Here is a 21,884-nt window from a genome sequence, read left to right as displayed (position 1 = left end):
CTTTTGTCTACAATCTGAAGCGAGCATTGAATGCTCGTCTTTCGTATTAATCTATAATAAAGGAAAACTTCTTTTCCTCTTTTTTATTCATCATCTTCTTCTTCGTCGATAATACTCTTCTCAATTAGATACTCGAAGGTGATGTCTGCAATTTCTTCTAGCTCTTCTTCGCTAGGAACGTATCCCCTTTTTACAAGCTCATGAAAGAAAAATTCGGCAATCTCTTCGGTATCAATAAAAACTTCAATTTCTCTCATAGCATCGCCCCCCTTTTTAGAGAATGTATGATGTACTTGGCTTTTTCATGCTAGATACTTTAGGAGCAAACGGAATATCCATTGGTTGTGAACAAATTTCTAAAATAAACTTGGAAAATTTAGCTGGGGATGATGTCTTTTTTTGATTGGACAAGCATAGGATGAATGAAAAGAATTTTTCCAAGGGGTGGATTTGAATGTCAAATTTACAATTAAAATTAGAGGCATGGATTAATGATGTGAATCGGGAGAATAGTTTCACTCTCCAATTAATGGAAAAGTTTTTAGATGGAATGTTTTCCCTCATTAAATGGGCAGGTATCCCGTTTGTTGTTTATTTACTTTTTGAAATTTCAAAGTGGTAATTATACATGGCTTTTGCCATCGTTACTGACGAGACTTTCTAATTTTCTGATAATCACACGCATGACTTGATAATATTCCTGATCCTGAAACATTTCATATAAAATTCGGTAATCATTAAATATGTCCAATAAATTGTCAATTAGTTCCTTCTTTTCTTTTTTTCTTTCAATTTCTTCAAATTCTGCTTTTCTGATCATGTTCTGGACTTTAGGATTTTCGACTACCTTTTCTTGCTTATTCACTAAGTATAGGAGACCTAGTTTTTGAATGAATGTATCAGCATTTTCAGCATCGGCTACAAGTGTTAATTCTTCTTCACCTGCTTCAAGCCATTCACCATCACTAATCCGTGATAACTCATAAATGACATCTTCCCAGGCATCTTCCTTATAGCGCCAAATTTCTGTTCGGAAGCCTACGACTTTAAACAAGTCTGCGCCATAACCGCTTACTTGAACTAGATCACCGAAGAAAAAATTATATTCGATGTCAATTTGTTCTTTCTCCATCACAACGCCTTCAAATTCTGAAAGTAACTGTAAGGCGGATTCAATGAATAATCCGTCACTTTTATTTACTTCATATACATACTTCCCATCTAGCCACTTTACATCTGTCACCTTGCCAACTGTTCCATATATGGTAATCACGACCGTATCACCGATCTTAAACTTCGGTTTTTTTCTATTTGCCATTTCCTCCCATCCTCTCAATAATAAGTCGTGAGTTTTGATTACAATAGTATATGCACCGTTTACATAAAAGCGCATGGCATTTGTAAAATGAAAAAATCGCCCCATCAAGAGACGATTCTAATTTCCTATTCTTTTCGTTCAGTTAACAAATATTGCTGCCATGCCTCATCAAAAACAGACATGGATTCTAAATAATGACCGTTCAGCTCCAAATAAGAGCTGATTTCATCGTAGTCCTCCGAGACTTTAGGAAAACTATGATCTAAATACGCATGATTCGCAAATAAACTAATGTCATCCTTTGGAGCTGGATGCCTATATTTCATTAAAAAATGGTAAAAGGATTTGATCATTTCGAAACGCCTTTCTCATCCAGATTTCTTAGAAATACTATAACGGATTCAATGATAGGCGTCCAGCGTTTTGGAATGAAATAGTTTAAAAGTAATTAGCTAGTGGAGCTGCTTCGTTATGATGAAAAATCAAAATAATTTTTCTTTAGTAATCTCGGAATCGCCATTAATTCTTCAAAGCTGACCACTTTTCCAAGCTGCTTACAATCAATTAAATACAACTGATTTTCAATTTCTTTTACAATTGGTTCACTTTGATAAACCATCTTACAGTCAGGGCAGGAATGGGTAGGGGTTTCTGATATTTCAATTGCCCGTGTCCCATCAGGTAATTCCCAAAACACAGAATCTGTTAACCTCACCACATTTGAGCTATTACACCACTCACATTCAATTTTCATTTACACCCCTCCTAATCCTTCATTGTTTCAGGTGATTTTCCTTTATTGGCTGGTTTCTGACCTTCCATTTCTTTCTGCGTCACTGCCTTAAATTTCTTATCCTTTAATTCATCCCGTTTGCTGCGTTTATCCTTTAATGTGGTGTGGGCAGGGTCTTGGTTATAATCTTTGCGTCGATTTAGCCGTGTTAACCCTTCAGGAACAAGGTTAAAATGCTGGTCATTCATAATACCTGCGATTCCTGTAAGCGAACGCTTCTCTTCCATATCCGGATAAACCTCTTGAAAATATTCTTCCGCCCTTCCCGGGACATAATTCTCCGGTTCAGGGTAGGAGGTTATCACCCCTTCAAAATTCCGGAGAATCACCTTTTCCGGACTTTGAGAGATTAGGTAATTTGGCTGAAGGGCAATTTTACCTCCCCCGCCAGGTGCGTCGACAACAAAAGTTGGAACTGCATAGCCAGAAGTATGGCCGCGGAGACCTTCAATAATTTCCAGTCCTTTGGAGACAGGTGCACGGAAATGACCAATCCCCTCTGATAAATCACATTGATAAATGTAATACGGGCGGACGCGGATTTTGACAAGATCATGCATGAGTTTCTTCATAATAGGCACACTGTCATTTATTCCAGCAAGGATAACAGACTGATTCCCAACCGGAACTCCGGCATTTGCCAGCATTTCACAAGCTCTTTTAGAATCCTCTGTAATTTCAATCGAAGTATTAAAATGGGTATTGAGCCAAATTGGATGATATTTCTTTAAAATATTACAAAGGTTTTCGGTAATTCTCTGTGGGAACACAACAGGGGCTCGTGTTCCGATTCGGATTATTTCAATATGATCGATTTCTCGCAGGTTTTTAAGGATGTATTCCAAGATATTATCATTTATCAGCAGGCCATCCCCCCCTGAAATCAAAACGTCACGAACTTGCGGGGTTTTTCTAATATAGGAAATGGCCGCATCTAGCTGCTTCTTAGGAACCCCCATGCCAATTTGACCTGAAAAACGTCTCCTTGTACAGTAACGGCAATACATCGAACATTGATTGGTTACCAAGAAAAGAACCCGGTCCGGATAACGGTGTGTTAATCCTGGGACTGGTGAATCTTCATCCTCATATAATGGGTCTTCCAAATCATATTTGGTTTTGTAAATTTCCTTTGAAATCGGGACTGATTGCATCCTGATTGGACAGCGCGGATCGTCTGGATTCATTAAGGAGGCATAATATGGTGTAATATTTAAGGGAATGGTTTTCGTTGAAATTCTTACGCCTTCTTCTTCATCAGGCGTTAAATTGATTACCTTTTTCAAATCATCTAACGTTCGAATCGTATTTGTTAACTGCCAAAGCCAATCGTTCCACTGCTCCTCGGTCACATCTTTCCACAACTCTATATCTTTCCAATGCCTGCTTGGTTTATATAAAAATTGTTTCATTGTCAGTTCCTCCCATCTTGCTTCACTAAAATAATATGCAAGATTTATACCAATGTCATAAAAAGGCTTAGAACTCACTTTAGTTGTTTTTGGCCAAAAAAAATACGCCGAAAAATCGGCGGCTTAGTCTATTATTTTTTTCAATTTATATTGTAAGGTTTGTCTAGGAATCTCTAACAGCTTTGCAGCCTGATTAATATTTCCTTCAGATAATTCAAGGGCGTTCATGATCAGATCCCTCTCTAATCTTTCGAGATTTTTCCTTAATGATAGATTTTCTTGTTCGCCGCTGTCAATTGTGGCTGTGCCAGTAAGATGTTTTAATAAACTCGGTAAATCTTCATAACGCAACTGCTCTCCTGCTTCACAAACATTCATCATATATTCAATTGTGTGTTTTAATTCCCGTACATTCCCTGGCCAGTGATAATTCGTCAGGAAGAGCCCTAGCTTCTTCTCATATCCATTAATATTTTTGTGGAGTTTTTGGTTAAATTCTTTAATAAAATAGGCTGTTAAAAAAAGAATATCTTCTTTTCGCTCCCTTAAAGGGGGAAGAGAAAAGGTAAAGACATTTAGGCGGTAATAAAGGTCAGCTCTTAGTGTTTGCTCTTGGAGGGCCTTACTTGGGGATACATTCATGGCGGCAATCACACGGACATTCACCAAAATACTTTGTGAACTTCCGACCCTCCTTACCATCCCATCCTCTAAAACCCGTAAGAGCTTCGCCTGGATCTCGATCGGCATCGTATGTAGTTCATCCAGGAATAACGTACCACCATCTGCTAGTTCAAATAGTCCTTTGCGATCTATGGCACCGGTATAACTTCCTTTTGCTGTGCCAAAAAGGATACTTTCTAATAGTGTTTCAGGGATGGCAGCACAGTTTTGGGCAATAAACGGGGCATTGGACCGATGGGATTCATGATGCATGCCTTGCACAAATAATTCTTTCCCTGTACCCGACTCACCATAGACAAGAATAGGAGCATCTGATTTTGCCAGTTTCTTTGCCCCATCTTTCATCCTTTGAAACCCTGGATTTACCGTCAATAGATCATTTAAAGTATAAGTAACTTGTTTCAACGCCTTCTTTCTACTACTTTTATTTAATCCTTTTTGTAAATCTAATAGTCGCTCCGCGAGCAGTTTCATCCGCGAATAATCTTTCGCGATTTCAACCGCACCAATAATTTCATTTCCGAGAAAGATCGGCAAGGTGGTGTTCATGGTATCAATCCTTGTCCCATGCAAGTTCATATAGACCTGTGTTTGATTATAAATGGGCTTTCCCGTTTTAATTACTTTTAGCAAGGTACTCGAATCTTCAGTTAGAGAAGGAAATGCGTCAAGTAAATACTTTCCCTGGACCTCCTTCACATCCATGCCATCGTGAGTGGCCGCAACTTCATTGTAAAAAATGGTTTTCCCCTCTGTATTAACTACATGAATCCCTTCATCGATACATTTTAGAATCGCGGTTAAAACTTCTTGCGTTAAAGTGGTTAATAAAACCATACCTTCACCACCCTTCATTTTCTACTTTATGGTGCCGAAAAATTGGCACAGCAGGCCGAAATTTTAGCAGTTTGCCAGATTTTTTACCCACATATTCATATTTTCCAACTTATCATAGATATAACAATTGTTCATAAACCTTCCCCGGTAGGAATAGCCTAGCTGAAATAAGACAGCATTCATCCCAAAGGATAATGACCTTGCAATGGAATAAGCACAATAAATTCCATTTTTCTGTAATTCTCCTTCTAGTTCCTGAAGAATAATTTTCATCAACCCGTATTTTCGATGTTCCGTCAATGTAGCACAATCCGTTAATTCTGCGTTTTTATAAAGAGAATTAACCTCTGCAGAAGCTGCACTAACAATTTTTCCTAAATGGAAGAAAGTGTAATAAATTGTTCCTTCCTCCATTGTCTTTTTAATATATTCGGGATCATGTAATGGAGTTGGATAAATTTGAAAAACCTGACTGTATAGTGCTGCAAGTTCCTCGGCGCAACTATCATCAGCCCTTCTTAATTCATAATCTTTCGGAGGGTATGCCTTTTGAACGGTGGAGTCTAATTGATAAATACTATGAATCATTCCATCCTCAATCACCCAATGATCATTTTTTTTACGGTCCAGGGTGTAAAACTTTGAGAAAAAATGGGCATCCGAGCCAAGAAAATAACGGTCTACCACGGCTTCTGGCTGAAGACCTTTTTCCAAGAAAGTGAAGTAATCTTCACGACGGACTTTAACAATTAATTTTTCAGCTTTGTATTTGAGAACGAGTTCTTCGACCTTCTCTATCAACAATTTTGTATTGCCGCGGTAATCATCTACACGGATACGTTTATTAAATGGATCAAGATAAATCTCAAGGAAATAATGGTCCTCTTCTAGAAAAATAGTGGATGCTGTTTGATTCATCGAGTTCACCTCATTTCGATTATTTTTCCAGCATTCTGAAGAAATGTCTGGCCCTAAAAAAGCCAGACATTTCTATATCAATTATATCAATTTTATGGGAATAAAATAGGAAAAAATCTGCTCCTTATTCAGCTGCCTCACACCATTTTAAAAGGGTTAACGCGATAATCTCACTAGCAATAAACATATCTTCGAGGATAATGTGCTCATTGGTATCGTGCGCGGTTTCTGTTATTCCTGGTCCGAATACCACAACGGGAGTATTACCAATCGTGGAAAGAATACCGCCATCTGTTCCCCATGGGCTTGCCTCGATGATCGGGCTATCCCCCTTAACTTCTATAAAACTCTTCGTCAATTCTGCCATCAAAGGATGATCATTTTCGAGACTTCCCGGCAGCCATCTTCCGCCAAACCATTCTAATTTCAGTGGATTCTCAAGGAGCCACTCGTCATGTTTACCTAATTCACTCAAGCACTTTTCCATCTCCAGCTGTGCAGATTGAATCGTTTCCTCCGGAGATACGCCCATCCTGCCTTCGATCACTGCGGTGTCAGGCACCGAAGAAGGCCATTCGCCACTTGAAAGCTTTCCGATATTAATGGGTATTGGAATGGGGATTTTGTCAAAGAGTGGATCGGTCATTCTTGCATTTCTATCTTTCTCTAATTGTTGTAATCTTTGAATGACTAAGAGCGCTTTTTCAATCGCGCTGATTCCTTTGTACCTCGTACCCCCGTGTGCTGCCCTTCCTTTGACAGATATTCTAAACCACATGGATCCTTGTTGTTTCGGGAATATTCTCAAATTGGTCGGTTCAGGAATTATGGCCCCATCCGCATGATAACCTCTTAATACAGCTGCAAGGGTACCAGCTCCGCCGCTTTCTTCTTCTATCACACTTTGAAAAATTACATCACCTTTCAGTTTAATTCCATTCGCAATTATTGACTCCATCGCCATTAATAACGCTGCGTTGCCGCCCTTCATATCTGTCGCGCCTCTGCCATACAGCTTGCCACACTCAATTGTCCCACTGAACGGGTCATGGTTCCAACTTGCTTCATCCCCAACTGGGACCACATCAATATGGCCATTTAAAATCATCGACTTCCCGCCGCCAGTCCCTTTTAACACTGCCACCAGATTTGGATTTCCTTCGAAACTCTTTCGATCACAGCAATAAGCTGGGTGGGATGTCAACTCATTACCGCCGATTTCCCAAATATCAAGGGTTAAGCCTAACTGTCTGCATTTTTCAATGATAATTGCTTGTGTACTACTTTCGTTTCCCCGAGTGCTATTTTCTCGCACCATTATTTGTAACAATCGCGCTCCACGAGCTCGATTCTCTTTAATCCACTGTTTGATTCGCATTTCATTATTGTTCAAACGATTCACTCCTTCAGAACGCTTCTGCTTAATATGGAATCATACGAACAGTTTCCCGTATTTTGAATTCGCATCCAGTTTTAGTGACAACCGTTTCTAAACTGTATGGGGCAAATAATTCTGTTAATAGCAAACCCTCTTCCGTTACCCTGAAAACAGCTAATTCAGTTATAATTAAGTCCACACAGGCGGATGAAGTTAACGGTAATGTGCAAGAAGAAACAATTTTGGGATTCCCTTGTTTGTCACAGTGATTCATAACCACAATGACTTTTTTCGCTTTTTGCGCAAGTTCCATGGCTCCGCCCATTCCTGGAACTTTTTTCCCGGGGACAATCCAGTTAGCAAGGTCTCCTCTATTACTTACCTGCAGCGATCCTAAAATGGTTAAATCCACTCTGCCCCGGCGAATCATCCCGAACGAAATCGCACTGTCACAATAAGACCCGCCCTTAGTCAAAGTAACTGGAAATCCTCCTGCATTACATAAGTTTTCATCTTCTTTACCCTTACTTGGGCTAGGACCCATCCCGGTAATACCGTTTTCCGCATGGAACATCACTTTTGTCTCACTTGAAAGATGATTCGGAACAAGCGATGGAATACCAATTCCTAAGTTGACAACCATACCGGTATGAATTTCCTCTGCGGCTCTTTTCGCCATTTGATTTCGAACATCTACTCCCATGCCCATTTCCAATTGACCCCCTTCGACAAAATCACATAATCCACGAACACTCCAGGGGTAATAATGGCGTCGGGGGAAAGAGTGCCTAAAGGAACAATTTCTTCTACTTCCGCAATTGTGATATCCCCTGCCATGGCAACGAGTGGATTAGTATTGCGGGCACTTTTGTCATAAATTAGATTCCCATACTCGTCGGCTTTTTTCGCATAAACAATGGACACCTCCGCAGTTAGGGCCGTTTCAAGCAAATACCTCCTATCTGCTAAAGAAATATAGGGTTTGTCTTTCACAACCAATTCATTGTCCAAACCGATATCAGAAAGAATCGCAGGCAGTCCGACACCACCGGCACGGATTCTTTCAGCTAATATTCCCTGTGGAGAAAATTCCACCTCTAGTTTTCCATCATGCATCAACTGTCCTGCAAACGGATTGGAACCGATATGAGATGCGATAACTTTCGATGCTCTTTGTTGGCTCACTAATTTTCCAATGCCAATATGCGGGAATCCTGTATCGTTCCCTATTAATGTAAGATCACGAACTCCTTTTTCAAGAATGCCATCAATTATGTCAGGAGGTGAGCCTACCCCTCCAAACCCGCCAAACATTAATGTCATTCCATCATGGAAATATTCCATGACTGCCTCTAATGAAGTTACCTTTCCAAATGGATTTTCCATTCCAGTTTCCCCCCTTTCTTCATTCATTCTGTTGACTTTAAGAAGTCCCTAAATGTTTCTTTTAGTAATTTGACCAGATCATCCATCTCTTTTTGTGTGATGGTTAATGGTGGAGAAATAATGATTGAGTCACCATTTATTCCATCCATTCCTGCACCAGCTGGATAGACAATCAGCCCTTTTTCCTTGGCCACTTCAACCATTCTTTGTGTTACATGCGCGCTTCTAGGGAATGGGGTTTTGGTTGCAGAATTCTGAACAAACTCGATTCCTAGCAATAATCCTTTGCCGCGGACATCACCAATAAATGAGTAGTGTTGCTTTAAATTTTCAAGTTGGCCCCGTAAATAATTCCCCTTATTTTCAACCTCCTGAATGATATTGTTTTCCTCTAAATATTGAAGGACCGCAAAAGCAGCCGCACATGCCTGCGGATTTGCACTCAAGGTATGACCACTCATTACGACTTTTGTACCAGCCAATATCGGTTCGATAACTTTGTCACTAGCAATAGCGGCGGCAATCGGCGCATACCCCGCACCCATCCCTTTTCCTAAGGCGACAATATCAGGGATGATTCCCCATTGTTCACATGCCAGCATGGTACCTGTTCTGCCACACCCTGTCATGACTTCATCTGCAATAAAAAGAATGTCATTCTCCTCACAAATTTGCTTTAAAATTTTGTAATAGCCAGAGGGTGGGGATATGGCTCCTCCTGCAGCACCAATCACTGGTTCAGCGATAAAAGCCGCAATTTGATCAGCGCCGATTCGCTTAATCGCCGTTTCTAGCTCATGGGCACATAGGTAATTACAATTTGTTGGATCGAGGTTAAATGGGCAACGGTAGCAATAAGGGGGATGAATAACTGGGAAATCCTCTAAAAGTGGAACAAATCTTGCTCTCCTTCCTGTATGCCCTGACATGGATAGTGCTCCAAGGGTTATCCCGTGGTAACTCACCCATCTTGAAAGCACCTTTGATTTCGTTTGCACCCCCTTTTCCTGCCAATACTGAATCGCCATTTTCATCGCCGTTTCAGTAGCCTCAGAACCACTGTTCACAAAGAAGCACCAATTCAAATCACCAGGAAGCATATCTGCCATCTTTTCCGCTAAATTTTCAGCTGTCTTACTTGTAAATTGGGAGCGATACACAAATGAAACCTTTTTCGCTTGTTCATTCATTGCTTCGATGATTTCTGGAACACCATGACCAATATTAGCTGTTACGGCACCGGAAGCAGCGTCTAAGTACTTTTTTCCATCTGTATCAAATAAATAAATTCCTTGGCCATAGTCAATGACGGGATATTTGTCATCGAGAATTGGTTTTATGAGAAAAGTTCGATCCAAAGGGATTCACTTCCTTTATAAGTTAAGCCGTCCTTATAGAAATTGTATGAATGGTTGATATGTTTCTTTCGTGTTATTTACAAAGAAAAGCAGAAACCAAGTCTGTTAAATAAAAGGATTCTTTTACATTTCATATTGATTCATATAGAATTACTTTTAGAATACAGAAGGAATGAATCCGATGAGCGCAATCAAAAAAATAAAGTTAAAAACAAAAGAGATTTCAACGGTACAATTAATCGTTATTTTTTATTTATCTGCTTTAGTCATTTCAACACTATTATTAAAAATCCCGATGGCCCACCGCGAGGATGTTAAACTCAGCTTTATTGATGCCATGTTTACCTCGGCTAGTGCTATAAGTGTTACCGGGTTAAGTGTGATTTCCATTAAAGATACTTTTAGCAACTTTGGAATTTTCCTCCTATGCTTAATTCTCCAATTGGGTGGATTAGGGGTCATGTCTTTAAGTACATTCCTTTGGATTATGCTTGGCAAAAAGGTAGGCTTAAAAGAACGTCAATTGATTATGATTGATCAAAATCAATCGAAACTCTCTGGACTGGTCCAATTGGCAAAACGAATATTAATTATTTTTATCTCGTTTGAATTTGTGGGTGGAATCATTTTAGGGATTCGTTTTTTGAATTATTACGACGGAATATTATCTGCATTTAAACATGGATTTTTCGCATCCATCAGCGCCACGACCAATGCGGGATTTGATTTGACAGATGAGTCACTCAGTCCATTTAGCGGGGATTATTATGTACAGTCGGTTATTATTGTATTGATGATTGTGGGAGCGATTGGCTTTCCAGTGATGGTGGAGGTTTATGAATTCTTAATAAACCTTAATAGGAGGAAGAAATTTCATTTTACTTTATATACAAAGTTAACAACCATAACATTTGTCCTTCTTACCGTAATTGGAGCTATAGTTATATATATTTTTGATAGTCAACACTTTTTTACAGATAAAAGTTGGCATCAATCCTTTTTCTACTCGTTATTTAATTCGGTGACTACCAAAAGTGCGGGCTTAGCAACCATGAATATTAATGACTTAACACCGAGCAACCAACTGTTCTTGTCCATTTTAATGTTTATTGGAGGCTCTCCTAGTAGTGCAAGCGGTGGAATCCGAACGACTACGTTTGCTATTATCATTTTAGCCATTGTATTTTATGCTCAAGGAAAAAGTTCAATCAAGATCTTTAGACGTGAATTGTTAAGTGAGGATGTTCTGAAATCCTTTATTGTCATCACGACAGGTGCGCTATTATGTTTATTTTCTATTTTAGTATTATCGATTACTGAAAACGGCACTGTTCTTGAGGTTATCTTCGAGGTTTCATCTGCTTTCGGGACGAATGGGTTATCGCTGGGGTTAACACCTCGTTTGTCTACATTTGGCCAAATTCTAATTATTATCCTTATGTTTATTGGGAGAGTCGGAATTGTTACTTGTTTACTTATTTTAAGAGGCAAAGGAAGTAAGGAAAAGATCAAATATCCGAAGGAAAAAGTAACGATTGGGTAATATAAAAAATTGCAAAGAATTGAAAATGGCTGACTCGTTTTGAGTCAGCCTTTAGTTCACTATTAACAGCCCCAGCTTGCTCCGATAATGATCAATAGGATAAAGAGAACGACAATTAACGCAAACCCACCGCCGATTCCGCAGCCTCCTACTGGATATGCAGGGTATCCACAACCACAACCACCAAAACCACCATGTCCGTAAAACATGCACATTCACTCCTCGCAAAATTGTTTCTTAACACTGATACAATATGTAGTAGGTACTTGACCCGCATGTGCATTCGCCTATATTATGTTAGACAATGATAAAAATTGTAGGTGAAACGATGAAATCGATAGTGAAAAACTTTATTAACGGTATTTTAACGATTGTCCCTATTATCCTCGTGGTCTATGTCATTTACAAAACCTTTCTATTTTTAGACGGTTTATTGGGAAATACACTGAGGCCGTATTTAAAAGAGGATTACATCCCTGGCATTGGCTTACTGTCGACCCTTATTTTAATTACAATATTGGGCTGGCTATCCACAAAATATATCTCAGGAAAGATCATCAGGTTAATTGATCGGCTTCTCGATAAAATTCCAGTTGTTAAAACAATCTATTCCGTTATTAAGGACACCGTGCAATCCTTTCTTGGTGAGAAAAAATCTTTTTCTAAAGTGGCCTTAGTTGTGATTCCAGGAACCGAAATGCGCAGTCTCGGTTTTATTACTTCTGAACAATTAGAGGACTTTTATTCTCCTTTAAAAGACCATGTGGCCGTTTATATTCCACAAACCTTTCAAGTGGCCGGGTTCACGTTTTTAATTCCCAAGGAACAAGTCGAAATTATTGACGTTAAGCCCGAGGATGCGATGAAATTCATTCTTTCAGGCGGGATGACATCAACTTCTAAACAAAAGTCAAAATAGGTCATCAGCCAGTAAAATTGAAAAAAGCCGCATAGCGCGGCTTTTTATTTTGATTCGAATAGCTTTGCGAACTCTCCGTACCCTTCCTCTTCGAGTTTATCACTTGGAATAAACCGCAAAGCGGCAGAATTAATACAATACCTCAACCCAGTTGGCGCTGGTCCGTCGTTAAATACATGTCCTAAATGGGAATCGGCTTCTTTACTTCTTACTTCGGTCCGTGTCATAAAATGACTAAAGTCAGCTTTTTCAATCACTTCTTCATCTTGAATCGGTTTTGTAAAGCTCGGCCACCCACAGCCAGCATCGAATTTATCCAATGAACTAAATAACGGTTTCCCCGAAACAAGATCCACATAGATGCCCTCTCGCGTTTCGTTCCAATATTCATTTCGGAATGGTGGTTCGGTGCCATTGTTTTGCGTAACTTCATATTGAATTGGAGTTAATTCCTTTTTCAATTGGTCTTTACTTTTCATATTTCTCCCCCCAATGACTTTGAATAAAGCCCGCACGTCCCGAGCCTACATGATAGGACTCATAATGGGCCCGATTTTTCTTATAATACAGCTGATGATAGTCTTCAGCTGGATAGAAGGTCTTTGCAGGCAAAATTGGTGTAACAATCGGCTTACTAAAACGACCGCTTTCTTGTAATGCTTGTTTGGACTGTTCAGCAAGTTCTTTTTGGTTCTCATCATGATAGAAAATCGCCGTTTGATATGACTGCCCACGATCATAGAATTGCCCGCCTGGGTCGGTCGGGTCGATTTGCTGCCAAAATAACTCCAGTAATTTCTGATAGGGAAATATCTCTGGATCATACGTAATCTGGACTGCTTCAAAGTGGCCGGTTGTATCTGAGCATACTTGTTGGTATGTCGGGTTTTCAACCGTTCCCCCTGTGTAGCCAGAAATAACACTTTTAATTCCTGGCTGTTCATCAAATGGTTTCACCATACACCAAAAACAACCGCCAGCAAATGTTGCAACTTGAAATGACTTTTCCAAGGTCCCACCCCTTTAACTATATTTTCTTGATTAAAAGTATACAGAAAGATTTAGTAAAAATACAATTTCAAGGACCATAAAAAAGCTGAGCAAGTCATGGTCAATTTCGACTAACTTGTTCAGCTTTCCTTTAATAGCTTTTTCGTTGCTGTTTCATTTGTTTGTTCAAACTTTTCCATTGCCTTTTAACTTCAGCTTGGGCCCGTTTATCCGCCTTTCGTTCAATAAATGCTAATTCTTTTTGCAGTTTATTGTAGCTTGTTAACCGTTCAGCTGCTACCAATCCTTCTTCAATCGCCCTCACCACCGCACAGCCAGGCTCATTCATATGATGACAATCCCGGTAGCGGCACGAGGTGGCTAGTTCTTCTATGTCTGAAAAGGTTTCCGATAAACCGTCCGTGCTTTCCCAAAGCTGCAATTCCCTCATTCCTGGCGTATCAATCAAGACACAGCCATTGGGAAGAGGGATTAGTTCACGGTGCGTCGTAGTATGACGTCCTTTACCATCTGCCGAGCGGATATCCTGAACCACTTGTTTTTCCTCACCTAATAGGCGATTCGTTAATGTTGATTTTCCTACACCTGAGGATCCAAGCAAAGCAATTGTTTTTCCCGGCTGCAAGAATGGTTCTAATTTCTCTAAACCACTCTCCGTTTCTGCACTCACAGCAAGCACAGGAACTCCCATACTTACTGCTTCAACCTCAGCTAACTTACGATCAAGATCCTGACAAAGGTCTGCTTTACTCAAAACAATTACAGGATTTGCCCCACTTTCCCATGCAAGCAATAGATAGCGTTCAATTCTCCTTAAATTCAAATCATCATTTAATGAATTGACCAGAAACACTGTGTCGACGTTGGTGGCCACTATTTGCTCTTCTGATGTTAAGCCTGCTGACTTTCTTGAGAACTTACTATTCCGCGGCATGATGGCTAAAATCGTTCCTTTACCTTCGTTGCACCTCGGCTTTAGTGCAACCCAATCACCAACAGCTGGGAAGTCCTCTCGGTTAAGGGCATTAAAACTAAATCTCCCGGATACCTCACACAATAATTCCCCCTGCTCTGTCCAGACCCGATACATATGTTTATGTTCAAGTGCGACACGACCTAGAATTATTTCTTCATTTGTATTTAAATGATCAAAATGTTGTTTTACCGTTTCAGTTAACCCCATTGCTACTAAATTCATTTATTTTCCTCCAGCGAATCATTATTTTTACATAATAAAAAACCATAGGCACACACAGCCCATGGTTTATTCACTATTGGAATAAATGTACAAAGGAACCCTAACGAGGTAGACATTGGGCTGTGCAACTAACAATATTCAACTGACTGATTGCTTTCATTGTTTCATCTAACATTGCACGTCACCCACTTTCAAATATATTTGTTTTAAGTATATGTGTAATATTTCCATTTGTAAATATAAAGAGGAAAAAAATCTCAAATTTGTGCAAAAGAAGTTAGACACCTACCTATTTAAGCTTGAATAAATTATGATGTAATCCATTAGATAGGAGTTGATAATATGTCCGAGGAAAGAACTTATCCCGATTATCTTCAAAAAGCAGCTATGTATGACTTGTTGGCTCAATTTTATAAATATTCGTTTCCAAATTTACACATGCATTACTACCTAAAGCACATCCAATATATGAATAAAGCGATGAACTTCATGAGAACAAATCCCCAACCAGTCCAAGGAGAAGCGACTATTCGCGTTCTTCATACCTCTCCTGACTCCCCAAACGTTGATATTTATATTGATGGGCACCGAGTGATAAGGGGCTTACCATTTAATAATGTAAGTAGTTACCTATCATTAAAAGCAGGAAAACATCATATTGATATTTACCCAGCGGGAAATATGGTCGACAGTGTTTTAAATAAAAAGATTACCGTTGAACCTGGAAACTCGTACACACTTGCAACCATTGACACTGTGAAGAAAATGCGTTTGTTAGTTTTTCAGAATAAACCAGCAGTCCCAGCAAATGAATCAAAAGTTCGCTTTATCAACTTATCACCAGATACCCCGCCATTAGATATTGCAGTGAAAGACAGGGATGTGGTTTTCCCAAAAGTTTCTTATAAGCAGGCTACTGATTATTTAGGATTAACACCAATGACAGTAGATTTGGAGATTAGGGAGGCAGACACAAAAAACGTACTCTTACCGATGTCCAGAGTTCAATTTTTACCAAATGAAAGCTATACGATTGTGTTCGTTGGACTTACTAACAATGAACCAGCATTCCAATTCATCAAAATTAAGGATTAAATATAGGTGCCTCTAGTATAACGAGGCACCTATTTCACTGGTACTAATATCGTAAACCTAATGTCATCCTTTTTCAGGTCAAATTTGTCCGCTTTTAGCTTAATATCACTTTTTAATTTCAATTGTTGCATATTAATATAAATCAATCGATCTTTAGGTCTGATCTCAACACCTTTTGGGATTTTATAATTATTACTAATAAAATTTAGGACATATGAAATGGGAAGGTGTAAACTCCCGATTGTCATTGATTTTTGCTTTAATACCAAATCACCATTTTCAAGGGCATTCGGTTTAAACGTTAATTTCATATTTAATTCTTCACTAAAAAACGGTAAAGTACCATACAGTTCTACATCATCCCCCAGAACGACTTGATAGTCAATCGATCCCAAAGCCTCTTCTTTAAGATAATGATTAATTAACTGATTTAAATCATTCTTGTTGGATTTAACATGAAAGGAAACATGTTCACCCACCAGCCCCTTCGATTTGCTGGTTTCCGGGCCTTCCGATGGGAACATCATCAGGGACAAAATAATAATAGCGAACAAAAGGTTGATTCCCAGCAAGATGAGGAATCCAATTTTCCATTTGTTTTTCATCTAATTCTCCTCTGTATTAACCATATATGGGGGCTTATCCAATCCAGGTAATACTTGTTCTTCTAAGGTCTCATTCAACCTTTGTGCAATCAACTCATAGCCTTTGTCATTTGGATGGAAATTATCAGTAAATAAAAGGTCTTCTGTTGCATTTAAAAACATATCTTCAATTGGAACAAAATAGGCATTTGGATAATTGGAAATGACCAATTGCCCCGTTTTATTCCAGTCAGCTACAATCTCATCCAACTCTTTTATTTCTGAAAACCACTTAGAAAATGGATTGTACAATCCCACTAAAACCACCTGTGCATGGGGATTCTCCTGATGAATAAGGTCCAAAATTTGCGTTAAATGATTATAATAGGATTCTTTTTCAGCAGTAAACTTAGATAGTTGAAGGTTTGCAATATTATCCTTAACTACTTTCATGATATCGTTTCCGCCAATTGTTAAGATAACCAAATCTGCCTTTTTAAGCGCACCTTTCAGTTCTGATGTTTTCAATCTTTTTAACAGTTGAGTTGTTCGATTGCCTTTCACACCATAATTATAGAAATTAACTTCCTTGATTCCCTTTTCTTTTTCAAGCATCGTTTCTAAATATGGCAAGTAGCCGCCTTTGTTAGTACTATCGCCTACCCCTTGGGTAAGTGAATCGCCCGCAGCTAAGACAGTTAATTTACGGGGAACAAAATCAGCGGGAACTTGTGCAAAGGCTTGTGCAGCAGTTTTCTTTTCAGAATGTAGTGTCAACTGGTCAACTGGATTACATGAACATAGGAATAATACCGAGAGAATTAGAAGGGGGAACAACTTTTTCATCTTCATTTCACCTACCTTCTAAATTATTTTTATTATAGCACGGCTTTAATCATTCAAAACAATATGTACTATATCCTATTCCTGCCAAAAAAAATAGACCCGTCCAAAGGTCTATTGTAATGTTTTCATATCTTCAATTATTTCATCAAATGGAACATCCTTGTACCCATCATAAGATTTTCGAATATGTCCTTCCTGGTCTACTAAATAAAGGGAAGTCCCATGGATGACCTGATTTCCCTCTTGAGGCTTTTTAACCAATGCTTTATAATTTTTCAAAGCAAAGTTTTCAATATATGCCTGTGAGTACCCTGTCAGGAAGGTCCAATTATTAAAATCGACTTGAAATTGCTCGGCATAACGTGTCATTACTTCCGGCGTATCTACCGTTGGATCGACACTGAATGAAACAAATTCAATATTCTTCAATCCTTCATCCTTGACCATTTTTTGTAATTTCGTCAGATTCGCTGTCATCGGTGGACAGACATCTGCACAGCTGGTGAAAATAAAGTCTGATATCCATACTTTTCCCTTTAAATCCTTTAAACCAAAGGATTTATTGTCTTGATTAGTAGCTGTAAACTCCTTTACAGGCCAATCGACTGCATTTTCTATTTCTTTTTGTCCACATGCCGTCATGATCAAAGTAGATAGAACCACGATAATTAATAAAAACCTTGCTTTCATACGATCACCTGCAACCTTTATTCTATTCCATTTCGTGATTAGTTTAACAAAGAATTTAAAAAGAAGAAAGGATTTGGTTTGTTAATCAATTACACCGGTTCGTTCTATTGTATTTTTGACGTGCACATCAAATGTTACATCCTTATATACCCTGTCCCACTCTTCCTTTGTGATTGTTTTTCCTCTGAGATGTGCTTCATATTCATTTCCAAGTCCAACGGGATCAATTCCTAATTCCTTAAAACGAAGCAGTAATTCTTCAACCTTCTTTTTCATCTGTTGGTCAAACTTTTTTTGAAGAAATTTTACGGAAGCAGGTTTACCTAAATCCAAGGCTTGAGTCATTTCTAATACCCTTGAATCCAATTTAACATCTACTCGAAAGTGGAGTTTTTTTTTATTGACTAACTTAATTTTAGTCTTACTCCGAATATTATCAACAGTAACATAGATTTTACTAAATATAGGTTTCCTGGTGTAATTTTCATTTTTTAGGATAAGTTTTTCTAATTGTTCCGGCTTGAATCCCATTTCTTTTGTTCCGGCTTTATATTTATCCACTAATATTTTTAAATAAAAAAGATCACCTTGCTTTAATTCATCCACTAAACGGTCATCTTGAAAAAGGCCGACCCCAGAAATAATCACATCTTTTCCCTTAACTTTTAGGATAGGCAGCACAGGATCCCTGCCAATATCATAATAATTATGGTTAAACTCATGCAGTGTCGGAGAAATAACTTGTTCGCCCTCAACATTTTGTTTGATTAAATTGTACATATATGTCCCTAGGTTTAAATTCCCTTTATTTCTATTTTCAATTTGCATAATTTCTGAAGCCGTTTGATCAGCTATTGTTAAATAGACCATATTTCCAATTGCGGCATCTCGATTTAACGTGTCCACCAGTTGAATAATACCTTTTTTTGCCAGTTCTCGACTATAGGTAACCGAACGAAGTTGTCCTGAAACAAGCTTCTGATTGGATTGAAGATTTTCTTGTTGTCTTAAACCTTTGGTTGTTTTAGCATAAGATGTAATTACTTTCGTTGCCGCTCGCGTCATCGGATCAAATTTCTGAACAACCGCAGTTCCTTTAATTTTATTTTTTCCTGCTAAATCATAACCTGAGGTCGTAATTAATCCCAATTTTTCAAGTGGCTTTTGCTGTATACAACCAGCACAGAGAATCATCGTCATCAAACATATTGTCCAAAGAATTAGATTGCATTTAGGAAGCTTCTGCACTTGATTTCTTCCTCCTTAGGAACCATTTTTTCATCAATACCAGCATTGAAAGGAGTACAGGATAACAGAAGGCAGATAAAAATCCGAGTTGCGCAACAAAATCAGACAATTCATTCATTTGATACCTTGCTTTAATAAAAAACGAGCCACCCCATACGAGGATACCGATAATCCAAATCCCCTTTTTTTGTTTCCAATTAATAATTCGATTAAACCCCTTAGATGCCGCCCACAAATAGGCGCACATGTTTGGCAAGATGACTAACATCCAAAAAGATACGGCAATAAATTCAAACCGTTCTAAGTTTGGTAACCTAACAATTTTAAACATTGATAAAACAGGCCAAATAGTCCGAGCCAACCCGTTTTCAGCGAAGAATGTAATGCACACCATTGTCACAGCCGTGAAAAATACCGTTGTATATAAATTCGCTATTTGTGTGTACATAAATATCTTTTTTTTATCTTTTACATATGGATATAGGAACATAATTAGTTCAAAGCCCATAAGTGATAAAGAGGTTTTATAGACCCCATTGATAATGTGCTTCAGATCTGTGTTTAAAAGAGGCAGCAAATTTTTAGGATCAGCATACTGCATTGGTACAACTAGAATAAAAACCATCCAAAGAGTCCCTAAGACAGACATAAAAGCTACACCGACAATGATACGAATACCGCCATTCACTGCATAAATGGTAAGGAGGATCAGAGCAAGCGATATTTGCCATGTGGGCATTTCGGGAAAAATCCACACTTGGATAATTTCAATATAATTCATCAAGATCACAAAAAAACTTATGGTCATATACATCATATAAAAAACATTCAATGCATTCCCAAGCCATTTTCCAAACACATCTACTTGAATTCCATATAAATCTGCACTTTCATATTTTTTAAGCATGAGAACTATCATCGCTAAGACAAAAGCTGAAAATAGTCCTCCGAGAAAAACAGAGATCCACGCATCGTGTTTTGCTGCTATATAGACAATTCTAGGTAATCCAACAATTCCTACGCCTGTTTGTGCAGAGTGTATAAAAAACATGACCAGGAATGCATTAACCAATAATCCTTCTTTTGGCTTCACATTTATTTTCATCCTGACCGCTCCTATTCATCTACATCCTTTTTTTCAACACCTTTATGTTTAGGAAAAAGCTGTTTGTCCACAGGACGGTTTGTTAACGGCCTGTAGGATAAATATTGAGTCGGAAATTTGATAATACTGTACCCTAAGTCCTTCCACCTAAAGGGATAGATAGGGGTAAGGTATGGCCTCCCAATGGTGGTTAATCTTAATAGGTGAACTAGAATAAAACAAAACGAAAACATAATCCCAATCCCCCCCCAAAAACCGGCTAAAATTATGATTGGAAATCGAACCATCCGAATGGCAGTACCCATTAAATAGCTAGGTGATGTAAAAGACCCAAGGGCACTAAGTGCAATAATGATAATTAAGATATTACTTGTAAATCCTGCTTGTACCGCTGCCTGTCCGATGACGATACCGCCAACAATACCCATTGTTTGACCTACTTTAGTAGGGAGTCTTGCGCCCGCCTCCCTTAAAAGTTCGATGACAAATTCTAAGAGAAGGGCTTCGAGGACTGGTGGAAATGGAACATTTGCCCTTGATTGACCAAGAGAAATGAGCAGTGCTGATGGAATAACCTCATAATGATAGGTCAAAACAGCCACATAAGCTGGAGTCAATAAGACTGAAAGAAAAATTGAAATAATCCGCAGCATCCGTAAGAAAAAGCCCATATTCCAACGCATATAGACATCTTCGGTTGATTCAAAGAAACTAAGGAAGGGTGTTGGACCATAAATAGCCGACGGGGACCGGTCCATTAATACTGCCACTCGCCCCCTCATCAAGGAAAGAGTGACCCGGTCTGGCAGTTCGGTTGACATAATTTGCGGGAAAATCGTCCAGCTATTATCCTCGATTAACTGCCCTAAGACCGTCGTATCCGGTATGTAATCATATTCTAAATCCGTAACCCTCTGCCGAAAGGTATTCACATTTTCTTCATCTGCGATATCCTTAACATAGACAAGTTTTCCAGGGGTCTTAACCCTTTTTCCAATTGTGATATCTTCCATACACAATTGTGGATCTTTTAAATTACTCCTAATAATATTTAAATTACCAATTAGAGATTCGGTAAAAGAAATCTTTGGCCCATAAACAAGTGACTCGGTTTCTGCCTTTTCAAGGGATCTTTCCACAGTTGAACCGACATTGGCAAGTATCCCATATGGTTCACCATCGATATAAATGTACGATTTTCCTTCTATTAAGGAGGAAACAACTTCTTTTAATTGATTAGCAACCGAAAGTTCAGCAATCGGGAGAATCTGTGCAAGACTTTCCGTTGTCCATTCATTTTGTGTACTTTGCTGGACAGGTGACAAGAGAAATTCATCAAAGCTTGTTTTATCAATGAGGCTGCTTAAAAAGCAATAGACAATTTTCTTCCCATTTTTATTTAAGGTTCGAAAATTCAGATCTGAACAATCGCCTATCGCTGTTTCCAATTCTTTCTTAAGATCATCCACATTTAAACTATGCGGTTTCTTATCCTCTGATCGTTTATTTTCCGATTTCCGCTTAAACATAAGCAACACCTTAACCATTCAATTTTTTTTAT

At 38.6% G+C, this 21,884-nt stretch carries 25 protein-coding genes; 4 read left to right on the top strand and 21 right to left on the bottom strand.

Features of this window, described 5'->3' with window-relative positions; translation table 11 throughout:
- Positions 1 to 83: 83 nt before the first annotated feature.
- Positions 84 to 257: a YozD family protein gene (locus COJ96_RS05520; RefSeq protein ID WP_098571979.1), complete on the bottom strand. Its 174-nt coding sequence runs from the start codon at positions 255 to 257 to the stop codon at positions 84 to 86.
- 197 nt (positions 258 to 454) lie between these two features.
- Here COJ96_RS05520 and COJ96_RS28465 point away from each other — a divergent pair, with 197 nt between their 5' ends.
- Entirely contained in the window at positions 455 to 622 is a 168-nt protein-coding gene (locus COJ96_RS28465) for a hypothetical protein (RefSeq protein WP_180229994.1), read from the top strand.
- Here COJ96_RS28465 and COJ96_RS05515 read toward each other — a convergent pair whose 3' ends face one another.
- The 10 genes from COJ96_RS05515 to COJ96_RS05470 all read right to left on the bottom strand — a co-directional run bounded on the left by COJ96_RS05515 (position 623) and on the right by COJ96_RS05470 (position 10,084).
- Entirely contained in the window at positions 623 to 1,318 is a 696-nt protein-coding gene (locus COJ96_RS05515) for a hypothetical protein (protein WP_098571982.1), read from the bottom strand.
- Between the two features lie 125 nt (positions 1,319 to 1,443).
- Positions 1,444 to 1,668: a YozE family protein gene (locus COJ96_RS05510; protein WP_231507623.1), complete on the bottom strand. Its 225-nt coding sequence runs from the start codon at positions 1,666 to 1,668 to the stop codon at positions 1,444 to 1,446.
- 119 nt (positions 1,669 to 1,787) lie between these two features.
- Positions 1,788 to 2,072, bottom strand: a complete 285-nt coding sequence (locus tag COJ96_RS05505; protein ID WP_098571978.1) for a YokU family protein — start codon at positions 2,070 to 2,072, stop codon at positions 1,788 to 1,790.
- Between the two features lie 11 nt (positions 2,073 to 2,083).
- Entirely contained in the window at positions 2,084 to 3,523 is a 1,440-nt protein-coding gene (gene kamA, locus COJ96_RS05500) for a lysine 2,3-aminomutase (RefSeq protein ID WP_098571977.1), read from the bottom strand.
- Between the two features lie 123 nt (positions 3,524 to 3,646).
- On the bottom strand, positions 3,647 to 5,044 hold the full coding sequence (locus COJ96_RS05495; RefSeq protein ID WP_098571976.1) for a sigma-54 interaction domain-containing protein: 1,398 nt from the start codon (positions 5,042 to 5,044) through the stop codon (positions 3,647 to 3,649).
- A 63-nt stretch (positions 5,045 to 5,107) separates the two neighbouring features.
- Positions 5,108 to 5,962, bottom strand: coding sequence for a putative beta-lysine N-acetyltransferase (gene ablB, locus COJ96_RS05490; RefSeq protein ID WP_098571975.1), 855 nt, complete (start codon positions 5,960 to 5,962; stop codon positions 5,108 to 5,110).
- Positions 5,963 to 6,086: 124 nt separating this feature from the next.
- Positions 6,087 to 7,340, bottom strand: coding sequence for a peptidase (locus COJ96_RS05485; RefSeq protein WP_098571981.1), 1,254 nt, complete (start codon positions 7,338 to 7,340; stop codon positions 6,087 to 6,089).
- Positions 7,341 to 7,383: 43 nt separating this feature from the next.
- Positions 7,384 to 8,049, bottom strand: coding sequence for a 3-oxoacid CoA-transferase subunit B (locus tag COJ96_RS05480; RefSeq protein WP_098571974.1), 666 nt, complete (start codon positions 8,047 to 8,049; stop codon positions 7,384 to 7,386).
- Positions 8,034 to 8,726 (bottom strand): CoA transferase subunit A, encoded by a 693-nt coding sequence (locus tag COJ96_RS05475; protein ID WP_098571973.1) that lies wholly within the window; start codon positions 8,724 to 8,726, stop codon positions 8,034 to 8,036. The genes COJ96_RS05480 and COJ96_RS05475 overlap by 16 nt, the downstream gene beginning before the upstream one ends.
- A gap of 23 nt (positions 8,727 to 8,749) precedes the next feature.
- A complete protein-coding gene (locus COJ96_RS05470) occupies positions 8,750 to 10,084 on the bottom strand; it encodes an aspartate aminotransferase family protein (RefSeq protein ID WP_098571972.1) in 1,335 nt (444 codons plus the stop codon).
- A 190-nt stretch (positions 10,085 to 10,274) separates the two neighbouring features.
- Between COJ96_RS05470 and COJ96_RS05465 the strand changes: the two genes are divergently transcribed.
- A complete protein-coding gene (locus tag COJ96_RS05465) occupies positions 10,275 to 11,627 on the top strand; it encodes a TrkH family potassium uptake protein (protein ID WP_483861179.1) in 1,353 nt (450 codons plus the stop codon).
- Positions 11,628 to 11,689: 62 nt separating this feature from the next.
- On the opposite strand, the gene COJ96_RS29560 is transcribed toward COJ96_RS05465, so the two are convergent.
- Positions 11,690 to 11,764 carry a YjcZ family sporulation protein gene (locus tag COJ96_RS29560; RefSeq protein WP_142332963.1) on the bottom strand — a complete coding sequence of 25 codons (75 nt, stop codon included), beginning with the start codon at positions 11,762 to 11,764 and terminating at the stop codon, positions 11,690 to 11,692.
- Positions 11,765 to 11,955: 191 nt separating this feature from the next.
- On the opposite strand from COJ96_RS29560, the gene COJ96_RS05455 reads away from it, so the two are divergent.
- Positions 11,956 to 12,546: a DUF502 domain-containing protein gene (locus COJ96_RS05455; protein ID WP_098571969.1), complete on the top strand. Its 591-nt coding sequence runs from the start codon at positions 11,956 to 11,958 to the stop codon at positions 12,544 to 12,546.
- A gap of 44 nt (positions 12,547 to 12,590) precedes the next feature.
- Here COJ96_RS05455 and msrB read toward each other — a convergent pair whose 3' ends face one another.
- The 3 genes from msrB to rsgA all read right to left on the bottom strand — a co-directional run bounded on the left by msrB (position 12,591) and on the right by rsgA (position 14,755).
- A complete protein-coding gene (gene msrB, locus COJ96_RS05450; protein ID WP_098571968.1) occupies positions 12,591 to 13,025 on the bottom strand; it encodes a peptide-methionine (R)-S-oxide reductase MsrB in 435 nt (144 codons plus the stop codon).
- Positions 13,015 to 13,506, bottom strand: coding sequence for a peptide-methionine (S)-S-oxide reductase MsrA (msrA, locus tag COJ96_RS05445; protein ID WP_373561656.1), 492 nt, complete (start codon positions 13,504 to 13,506; stop codon positions 13,015 to 13,017). Before msrA ends, msrB begins: the two co-directional genes overlap by 11 nt.
- 181 nt (positions 13,507 to 13,687) lie before the next feature.
- On the bottom strand, positions 13,688 to 14,755 hold the full coding sequence (rsgA, locus tag COJ96_RS05440; RefSeq protein WP_098571966.1) for a ribosome small subunit-dependent GTPase A: 1,068 nt from the start codon (positions 14,753 to 14,755) through the stop codon (positions 13,688 to 13,690).
- Between the two features lie 342 nt (positions 14,756 to 15,097).
- Between rsgA and COJ96_RS05435 the strand changes: the two genes are divergently transcribed.
- Positions 15,098 to 15,850, top strand: coding sequence for a DUF4397 domain-containing protein (locus COJ96_RS05435; protein ID WP_098571965.1), 753 nt, complete (start codon positions 15,098 to 15,100; stop codon positions 15,848 to 15,850).
- 29 nt (positions 15,851 to 15,879) lie between these two features.
- Here the strand turns inward: COJ96_RS05435 and COJ96_RS05430 are convergent, their stop codons facing one another.
- From COJ96_RS05430 to COJ96_RS05405, 6 genes are all read right to left on the bottom strand, one after another.
- Positions 15,880 to 16,455, bottom strand: coding sequence for a YpmS family protein (locus tag COJ96_RS05430; RefSeq protein ID WP_098571964.1), 576 nt, complete (start codon positions 16,453 to 16,455; stop codon positions 15,880 to 15,882).
- Entirely contained in the window at positions 16,456 to 17,286 is an 831-nt protein-coding gene (locus COJ96_RS05425; protein WP_257148443.1) for an SGNH/GDSL hydrolase family protein, read from the bottom strand.
- Positions 17,287 to 17,391: 105 nt separating this feature from the next.
- Positions 17,392 to 17,970 (bottom strand): SCO family protein, encoded by a 579-nt coding sequence (locus tag COJ96_RS05420; RefSeq protein WP_098571963.1) that lies wholly within the window; start codon positions 17,968 to 17,970, stop codon positions 17,392 to 17,394.
- Positions 17,971 to 18,051: 81 nt separating this feature from the next.
- Positions 18,052 to 19,218 carry a Ger(x)C family spore germination protein gene (locus tag COJ96_RS05415; protein WP_098571962.1) on the bottom strand — a complete coding sequence of 389 codons (1,167 nt, stop codon included), beginning with the start codon at positions 19,216 to 19,218 and terminating at the stop codon, positions 18,052 to 18,054.
- The gene (locus COJ96_RS05410; protein WP_098571961.1) at positions 19,202 to 20,323 is read right to left on the bottom strand and encodes a GerAB/ArcD/ProY family transporter; all 1,122 of its coding nucleotides are present in this window, start codon (positions 20,321 to 20,323) and stop codon (positions 19,202 to 19,204) included. Before COJ96_RS05410 ends, COJ96_RS05415 begins: the two co-directional genes overlap by 17 nt.
- Before the next feature lie 11 nt (positions 20,324 to 20,334).
- Positions 20,335 to 21,852 carry a spore germination protein gene (locus COJ96_RS05405; protein WP_098571960.1) on the bottom strand — a complete coding sequence of 506 codons (1,518 nt, stop codon included), beginning with the start codon at positions 21,850 to 21,852 and terminating at the stop codon, positions 20,335 to 20,337.
- Positions 21,853 to 21,884 lie beyond the last annotated feature (32 nt).

Source organism: Bacillus sp. AFS073361, assembly GCF_002567005.1.
In the GTDB taxonomy this organism is placed as follows: Bacteria; Bacillota; Bacilli; order Bacillales; family Cytobacillaceae; genus Neobacillus.
The sequence above is the reverse complement of the archived record's forward strand: the minus strand, read 5'-3'. Positions and strand labels throughout refer to the sequence as shown.

Bases quoted from the DNA above. Each gene is read 5' to 3' on its own strand.
- COJ96_RS05485 (WP_098571981.1), bottom strand. From the start codon at position 7,340: ATGCGAATCAAACAGTGGATTAAAGAGAATCGAGCTCGTGGAGCGCGA.
- msrA (WP_373561656.1), bottom strand. From the start codon at position 13,506: ATGGTGAAACCATTTGATGAACAGCCAGGAATTAAAAGTGTTATTTCT.
- COJ96_RS05480 (WP_098571974.1), bottom strand. From the start codon at position 8,049: ATGGGCATGGGAGTAGATGTTCGAAATCAAATGGCGAAAAGAGCCGCA.
- COJ96_RS05410 (WP_098571961.1), bottom strand. From the start codon at position 20,323: ATGAAAATAAATGTGAAGCCAAAAGAAGGATTATTGGTTAATGCATTC.
- COJ96_RS05515 (WP_098571982.1), bottom strand. From the start codon at position 1,318: ATGGCAAATAGAAAAAAACCGAAGTTTAAGATCGGTGATACGGTCGTG.
- rsgA (WP_098571966.1), bottom strand. From the start codon at position 14,755: ATGAATTTAGTAGCAATGGGGTTAACTGAAACGGTAAAACAACATTTT.
- COJ96_RS05420 (WP_098571963.1), bottom strand. From the start codon at position 17,970: ATGAAAGCAAGGTTTTTATTAATTATCGTGGTTCTATCTACTTTGATC.
- COJ96_RS05455 (WP_098571969.1), top strand. From the start codon at position 11,956: ATGAAATCGATAGTGAAAAACTTTATTAACGGTATTTTAACGATTGTC.
- msrB (WP_098571968.1), bottom strand. From the start codon at position 13,025: ATGAAAAGTAAAGACCAATTGAAAAAGGAATTAACTCCAATTCAATAT.
- COJ96_RS05520 (WP_098571979.1), bottom strand. From the start codon at position 257: ATGAGAGAAATTGAAGTTTTTATTGATACCGAAGAGATTGCCGAATTT.
- COJ96_RS28465 (WP_180229994.1), top strand. From the start codon at position 455: ATGTCAAATTTACAATTAAAATTAGAGGCATGGATTAATGATGTGAAT.
- COJ96_RS05405 (WP_098571960.1), bottom strand. From the start codon at position 21,852: ATGTTTAAGCGGAAATCGGAAAATAAACGATCAGAGGATAAGAAACCG.
- COJ96_RS05505 (WP_098571978.1), bottom strand. From the start codon at position 2,072: ATGAAAATTGAATGTGAGTGGTGTAATAGCTCAAATGTGGTGAGGTTA.
- COJ96_RS05430 (WP_098571964.1), bottom strand. From the start codon at position 16,455: ATGAAAAACAAATGGAAAATTGGATTCCTCATCTTGCTGGGAATCAAC.
- COJ96_RS05425 (WP_257148443.1), bottom strand. From the start codon at position 17,286: ATGAAGATGAAAAAGTTGTTCCCCCTTCTAATTCTCTCGGTATTATTC.
- kamA (WP_098571977.1), bottom strand. From the start codon at position 3,523: ATGAAACAATTTTTATATAAACCAAGCAGGCATTGGAAAGATATAGAG.
- ablB (WP_098571975.1), bottom strand. From the start codon at position 5,962: ATGAATCAAACAGCATCCACTATTTTTCTAGAAGAGGACCATTATTTC.
- COJ96_RS05495 (WP_098571976.1), bottom strand. From the start codon at position 5,044: ATGGTTTTATTAACCACTTTAACGCAAGAAGTTTTAACCGCGATTCTA.
- COJ96_RS05435 (WP_098571965.1), top strand. From the start codon at position 15,098: ATGTCCGAGGAAAGAACTTATCCCGATTATCTTCAAAAAGCAGCTATG.
- COJ96_RS05475 (WP_098571973.1), bottom strand. From the start codon at position 8,726: ATGGAAAATCCATTTGGAAAGGTAACTTCATTAGAGGCAGTCATGGAA.